The organism is Bacillus cereus group sp. BfR-BA-01356 (assembly GCF_022663635.1).
In the GTDB taxonomy this organism is placed as follows: Bacteria; Bacillota; Bacilli; order Bacillales; family Bacillaceae_G; genus Bacillus_A; species Bacillus_A cereus.
In genome coordinates, this window is record NZ_JAKUFX010000072.1 from 22,620 (window position 1) to 29,118 (window position 6,499).

A 6,499-nucleotide genomic window follows, 5' to 3' on the forward strand; every position below is an offset into this window, starting at 1 on the left:
TGTATAATATGAACTGAATCCTATAGCGTATTTATTATTATGTATTGCTTACCTTTTTTCATAAATCTCAAACTCATGTACATCGTTTCATATAGTATGTTTTGATTATACCAAATATATGTTCTGTTTTCTATTGTAGAATTTTCATAACAGAAATGAAAGTAATAGTGAACATTTTTCTTCTCTTTAGTTGTATAAAAAATCACGTAAAAAGTTTACATAATAAAATTATAGTGCTCTGTTAAATTTCTACGCAAAAAAGCACTTGTTGCCTCAAGTAGAGAATCAAGTGCTTTAAGTTCATTTTTTAAAATAGCATAAATTTGTAAGTTTTGTAGTAACAGTATGACACCTTTTATATGTGGTAACAACTACTACATTAAAACTTACGAGTTTGTACGAGTTCGTTAGTTTAATATATATTCCATGTGTTTATATTCATCGCCATGTAAAATGTCATCTCGCCTAAGCTCGTACTTCGTTTTCTATTCTATCATTGCACACAGTACTCCATGATGGTACAACCATCATGGAGTATGTATTTTCAAACAACCTATTATTTTTTCTATCCACTTCACATAAACTTTGTTTTTCATTGATTTATATATGTGTTAATGTGTTTCGTTATCATATTCGCTTGTAGAATATAAATTAAGTAGTAAGTCTAAGTCATTTGAACGAATCCTATATCTCTATTTACCTAGTAATAAAATATCTACTTATTCTATTATTGTACTGGCCCCATAAAACTAGTAATAATAAGAATATGTTCCTTTAATTTGACCTTTTTTAAGTTCTCTACTTTTTCTGCTCCACCTAAACCTAATAGAGGTGTATAACCAAAACACTCCTCGTAATCTAACTCATTATATTGTTTAAGCGCTTCAGGATAAGGTTGCCAAGATAAATCTTCATCTCTAAATTCTAAATCAGTAATATTTTGAAAGAAAAATTCAAATGTAAACATAATGGTCTTTACTATACCATACCTGTAATTAAGTAATCTAACATATCCATCTGACCAAATAACCAAGTCTCCCATACCCGTAGCAAACAATACTATTGAATCCTTATATCTTTGACTACTCTCCTCCAAAATCTCTTTAAATTCCTCTGGATTTACACTTTTAAAATACCCTTGCATAAATGTACCAAATCCATAATTACTCCATAAATTTATTATTTCATTAGGTACTACATGTTTATACTTTTCAATGATTTCACTCGGAACTTTATTATGCAACTTAAAATCTTTTAAATATTGTTCCATCTAAACTCCTCCTCTAATGTGTTAATTTTACATTCAAATAAGTACTTTTTAGTTGTTCTGGTGTCATGTTTTTGGCTAATTCCTTAATTTGTTCATCAACAATATCAATTCTATACCGCCATTGACTACCTATAGAAGAATTAATCCTTTTATCTCCCATACCTCCTATTATTTCTACCTTTCCACCTGCTATCTGGTCAGGGGTGTGAAGTGCAGCTTGAGTATCTAGCCATTCCTTGGCTTTTTTCTTGGCATTTGATAACGTTAATCCTTCTCTTTGTAGTTCATTTACCTTTTGTACATAAGCTTCTTCTCTAGCAGCTTGTTGAGCAGCATTCCCTTCAATAGCTCGCCCCTGTGCTATGTATCTTTCACGATTTTTTTAAATACTCATCCACTGTAAGCTCATTCATACCTTTTTCTTGGTCTTTTAATTGTCTCGCAAACTCTTCTGAATCATGTTTTACATTTCTATTAAAGTTCACTTCAATTTCTTTTATTTTAGGTACATCATTTAAATGCTTACCATTACCCGTACCCTTAGCAAGTTGATAAGCGTCATCCTTAGCTACCGTACTTGCCTTTGAAAACTTTCCAACTACTTCTCCAACAGTTGAAGATTCTATATAAGGAAGCTTCATTCCTATTCCAGTATCCACCGTCCTAACTGCTACTGGAATAGGAGTATTTTTCATAGCATCTAATGCATTTTTTTAAGTCTTATTTTCCTTAAGCGATTGTACCACATTATTTCTACGCTAAAACGCAAAAAAGCACTTGTTGCCTTTAATTGACAATCAAGCGCTTTAAGTTCATATGTTTTTAAATAGCATAAATTTGTAAGTTTTGTAGTAAAAGTATGACACCTTTTGTATGTCATGACAACTACTATGTTAAAACTTACGAGTTTGTACGAGTTCGTTAATTTAATATCCATTCCATGTCTTTATATTCGTCGCACAATAAAATGTCTTCTCGCCTAAGCTCGTACTTCATTTTCTATTCTATCATTGCACATAATACTCTATGATGGTACAACCATCATGAGGTCTTTACTTTTTAACAGCCTATTCTTTTTCGTTCTCATGCCTTACCTGGCTGCGTATACAATTTTAGTACCACATGCTTTATCACTCTAGTATATAACCTATAAATCCAGCAATAAATACTTAGACAGTTACTGTAGCTAATCGTGTTAGTTTCCTTCACTAAATCACAAACTATTCATCCCATTCCTCATATACAACTGACCCCATATGAATTAAATTTCCACTTATAAATTTAACTTCATCTATATCTCCATCGTACTCAAAATCATATAATCTAATAACAGAATCATAGATTTCTGGCAATTCTTCCCCGTAATGTTCCACAAATTGTGATAAAATTTCCGTTTCGTAAGAGGAACCACTTAAAAGGGTAGTCAACGATGTAGTGGAGTCCTCTATCAAGGTGCTCTCTAATAAATCTTGGTTATAATCAATAAAATCGAGATTAAAGTCTCTCATGAATTTAGATTGAGTTCTATCCCCAACTTCATCAAACTTAATCTCAACATATTCTTTTAGGCTTTGCTTAGTTCTAAAATTACCTATCCATAAAGACATTACGCCTGGATTTTCCATAATGAATCCCCCTATATACAAATTATAGTAACATCAATTATCTTAAGCCTTCAGGTAATGAATTTATTCCATCTTCCAATCTATAATGTGCTCAATTTTTTAATCTTCTTTTAAATGTACTATAATCTAGAGAACTATCAATAATTTTTAACAACTCATTATTTGCTGTAGTAGAACCTATATCACCATGTTTACTTATTGGATTAACAAAATGAACTTTTTTCACCCTTAATAAAACGATTAAATGGACAAAAAAATCCACAGTGTAAAAGTTTATCACTGTGGATTCTTACATTTATTTTTCTTGGTAATGCACCATATCATAAGGGTAGTACGAAGTATCTTTCAAAGTTGAGTCATCTAATTTTAAAATTTTTACGATTGCTCCACTTTCAAAACTCCAGTAACCACTATAAATGTCATTTTTATTTTTATTTTCATGTGCATCGTACCCTGTTTCCGAATAAGTTCTCAAGAAACTTTCACTATAATAATTGGCTTTGAATTATCTCGACCGCTTTCTAGTTTAACATGCCCATGACTTGCTTTAGCCATTTCACTTTATTCTTTAAAAATCTTTCTCCTTCGCTCATAGAATCTAGTGAAATAGCACATACTATCTTAATTCTAATTTAAGTTGCTGTTTTAACAACTTCAATAATATCATGAAAATCTCGTGATAATTCTTCATTTCTACCATCTTTATACATGAAATATCCTTCCAATCCTCTATGAATAATAGCAAACATAGTAGGATGGAAATTTTTATCTGTGGAATTAATAAGAAACTGGCTAAATTGAACAGCAGACTCTAAAGAATAATTTAGTTTTTCGTTTAAAATCTGAATCATAGCACCTTGTATGTCAACAGGTTTAATATTTTTTTCGTGTCCTAATCCATTAAACATTCCAAAAAGGTATGCACCTAAGATTTGCTTTTCTTGTTCATCATTGATGTCTATTTTAAAAACCTTATATATGGTAGTATTTATAATATTCATACATTCATTAAGGAAATCTTTATTTTCTTCCAAAAAACTTCACTCCTTATCATATAACTTTTATATTTCCTTTAGGATATTCTCCAGTCCACCCACATGGAATATAACCATTTATATATACTTCGTATAAACAATTATAAAATTCAGACTCGCATACTAAAGAATAACTTTTATATAGTGCGATATTCATTATATCAAATAAAATTTGACTTTTCATGTTTTCTAAAAGTTGTCCTTCACTAATCAGAACAGACAATTTTTCATCAACAACGGGAATAATTTCCTTTTTTATATCCATCGCTAAATTATTCCAATTTTTATTATACATTTCTTTATAATTCTTTAATAAATGTGAAGTAACATCTCCTATTTTATCTAAACAAAGGTTCTCCCACTTTAATTGATTAATACTTTTACTAGCCAATTTTAAAGTTGGTACTATCTCAAAATCAACTTCTAATTTTCTAGTGTGTGATAAAAAATCAATTCTACATAAAGACTGCACGACTTCATTTTCTAATCTCACTTTATTTCCTCCATCAAGGTTTTGGTTTTGGTAAATTAATTCTCCCCGGTATTCTAGGCACGAAATCATCAGCCAAAAGACCAGCATTTATTTGTTGCTTGATCGCTTCTGAAACTGCTTTGTTTACTTGTGCTTCTGATAACCCTGCATTAATTAAAGAATCTCTCAATGCATTGTTATAGTCTGTTAAATTAGGCTTAAGCCCTGCTAGATCTCCATTTTTCCTGTAAATATTCCAAAAATCTTCTAAACTTTTATGAGCATTGTAATGGGGGCTATCTATATCTTTAAATATATTTCCTTCCAATTTTACAGAAAGTCCATCATTTCTTGGAATATAGTCTCTAAAAGCAGCATCTTGATTCAAATGATGTGCTTGACCTGAAATTTCTTTATTTTTCCTCAGATTTTTGTATGAATCAATTAAGATATCATCGAATTCATTAGCCCCACTGGCTCCCTTACCAATATTATCCGTACCCTTACTAGCAAGAGAAGCCTCTACACCCTTAATCTTATCATCTATAATCTTATTACTTTCTGTATGATGCTTATTCACCCAGCTTTGGAGATCTGTACCACCTTGTTTAGATATTAGTAAGCCATTTCCGTCAACTTCAAAACTTGCCGATTTGGCTGTCCTATCATCTATGCTTTTGGCTATTTTTTCGCCAAGTTGATACATCTTTTCATTTCCGGATTTCTCCATTTTAAGGCTTGCTAGTTTCAAACGGTCAAGCATAATAGCTTTATTATCACGCAATGATTGTACCACATTTTTACCCAAATTTGGATTAAAACCAGGCATTCCTTCTTTGAATTTTAATAATTTGGCTAAATCAGCTAATTCACTCGTCCCTTTGAATGCTTTTACTCCTTTTCCTACCGCTCCAACAACTGGGATTGCATCTAATCCGCCAAAAATGATGTTTCCTACCCGCTCTTCTTGGCTCAATTTCCTATGTGTTCCCCAGTCTTCTCCGTCGATACCGCTTTTTATTTGTACACCTCCGTATACTACTGCGGCAGCGGCCCCGAGTGGTGGACAAAGGATTGTTGTGATGATTATCCCTACGCCTATTCCTATGTCTCGCACCATTTCTAGTTTTTTCTGTTCATCTTCTATTGATTTGTATTCAAATCCTCGTGTGGATGGGACTACTTTCTTGTATTCTTCATAATTTAATTTTGCATCTGGATTTTGTTTTTTTAGTTCTTTGTACTCCCCTCTCAGTACGTTATCAAATGCAGGTGAATCTCTAAAAATATCTTCTACTGTTATTTTATCTTTCTTCTTCTGTATTGTTTGTGGTACACTTCCGTAGCCTGCATGCGCACCTGGTAATACTGTCGTTGTTGTAGAGCCAATTCGGTTATTTGTTTCGAAACTGAGAATAGATGTATCTCTCATTTTTTGAGCGAATTTATCCATTTCTACTAAAAAAGGTTTATCTATATGTTCAGAGACTATTCGCCCTACTTCTCCGCAATATTTTTGTAATGTCGTATAACTATCAAGTAATTCACTGATTTTTTGCGATTGATCTTTAGGATTAAAATGTATACTACCATCCGAGTCTAAATCTCGTATTCTTCCATCAATTCTTTTTAATGACTCATTTGCTTCCCGTAATTTCATGAGTGCATCTTTTGTAATTCGATTCATACCATCTCCCATGTTTTGCCATGGTTCAGGTCTATATTTCACATCCATCTCGTTTTCATCCCCCAGCCGTATGGTGATTTCTACAACTTACTTAATATTTCACGTAATTGTTCGTCCTTTTCAAGCATTTCTACACATACATTTCCTACAACTTTCGCCGACCTCAAATAGTGTTCAGACAATTCAAGTGTTTTGTGTAATATATCAGGATATTTTTCAATTACTCTCATCGCTTCACCTTTTTGATAAAAATCACAGCTTAATAAACTCTCAATATTCGTTCCAATGACGTCTACATGGCATGCCCATCAACTTAAAAATCTTCACTACCCCCAAGTGTAAAAAAACGTTATTCTTTCTAAAAAAGCTAGACTAGAAAGGATGACGTTTTCTTATGAATCTCTCGATTCA

At 32.1% G+C, this 6,499-nt stretch carries 5 protein-coding genes and 3 pseudogenes; all 8 read right to left on the bottom strand.

Annotated elements, in window-relative coordinates:
- Positions 1-727: 727 nt before the first annotated feature.
- Positions 728-1,270 (bottom strand): T6SS immunity protein Tdi1 domain-containing protein, encoded by a 543-nt coding sequence (locus MR168_RS21130; protein WP_048519269.1) that lies wholly within the window; start codon positions 1,268-1,270, stop codon positions 728-730.
- 13 nt (positions 1,271-1,283) lie between these two features.
- Positions 1,284-2,019 (bottom strand): annotated as a pseudogene (locus tag MR168_RS33715) (polymorphic toxin type 15 domain-containing protein); the annotation flags it as partial.
- A 471-nt stretch (positions 2,020-2,490) separates the two neighbouring features.
- Complete coding sequence (locus MR168_RS21140; protein WP_000431157.1) at positions 2,491-2,895, bottom strand: immunity 22 family protein; 405 nt, start codon at positions 2,893-2,895, stop codon at positions 2,491-2,493.
- A 295-nt stretch (positions 2,896-3,190) separates the two neighbouring features.
- Positions 3,191-3,397, bottom strand: a pseudogene (locus MR168_RS21145) (PoNe immunity protein domain-containing protein); the annotation flags it as partial.
- A gap of 130 nt (positions 3,398-3,527) precedes the next feature.
- Positions 3,528-3,929 (bottom strand): Imm48 family immunity protein, encoded by a 402-nt coding sequence (gene imm48 / locus MR168_RS21150; protein WP_000392122.1) that lies wholly within the window; start codon positions 3,927-3,929, stop codon positions 3,528-3,530.
- Between the two features lie 16 nt (positions 3,930-3,945).
- On the bottom strand, positions 3,946-4,422 hold the full coding sequence (locus MR168_RS21155; protein ID WP_086411557.1) for a hypothetical protein: 477 nt from the start codon (positions 4,420-4,422) through the stop codon (positions 3,946-3,948).
- A 13-nt stretch (positions 4,423-4,435) separates the two neighbouring features.
- Complete coding sequence (locus MR168_RS21160; RefSeq protein WP_086411556.1) at positions 4,436-6,136, bottom strand: hypothetical protein; 1,701 nt, start codon at positions 6,134-6,136, stop codon at positions 4,436-4,438.
- A 32-nt stretch (positions 6,137-6,168) separates the two neighbouring features.
- Positions 6,169-6,396 (bottom strand): annotated as a pseudogene (locus MR168_RS21165) (MFS transporter); the annotation flags it as partial.
- Positions 6,397-6,499 lie beyond the last annotated feature (103 nt).